The 507-nt window shown below is 75.1% G+C and carries 1 protein-coding gene; it reads left to right on the plus strand.

Going from position 1 to position 507, the window contains the following annotated elements:
• Nucleotides 1-340 (plus strand): 30S ribosomal protein S4 (gene rpsD / locus G3I71_RS46675; RefSeq protein WP_164325012.1); only part of this gene is annotated, 340 nt, incomplete at its 5' end.
• Between the last annotated feature and the right edge of the window lie 167 nt (nt 341-507).

Below are 507 nucleotides of genomic sequence, written 5' to 3' on the forward strand. Positions count from 1 at the left end.
TCTCGACGCGCTCGTGCTCCGTGCCGGCTTCGCCCGCACGATCCTGCAGGCGCGCCAGACCGTCACGCACCGTCACGTGCTCGTCGACGGCAAGATCGTGGACCGCCCGTCCTTCCGCGTGAAGGAGGGCCAGACCATCCAGATCAAGCCCAAGTCGCAGGCCACCGTGCCGTTCCAGGTCGCCGCCGCCGGCGCGCACCGCGACGTGCTCCCCGCCGTGCCCGGCTACCTCGAGGTCCAGCTCGAGAAGCTCAGCGCGACGCTCGTGCGCCGCCCGAAGCGCGCCGAGGTCCCCGTGACCTGCGAGGTCCAGCTGGTCGTCGAGTTCTACGCCCGCTGACCCGGCACCGACGGACGCCCCGCCGCGCACCAGCGCCGCGGGGCGTCCGCGTCCCTGCCGCCGGCCGGGGCGCGGCCACGATCGGACCGACGGGTAGGGTGGCGCAGGTCGCGCGGCGCGGGTCGCCGCGCTCCGACGATGTGCGGCGACCGTCCCAGGTGCCGCAC

The sequence above is a fragment of the Streptomyces sp. SID12501 genome (genome assembly GCF_010550245.1).
Lineage (GTDB): Bacteria > Actinomycetota > Actinomycetes > Streptomycetales > Streptomycetaceae > Streptomyces.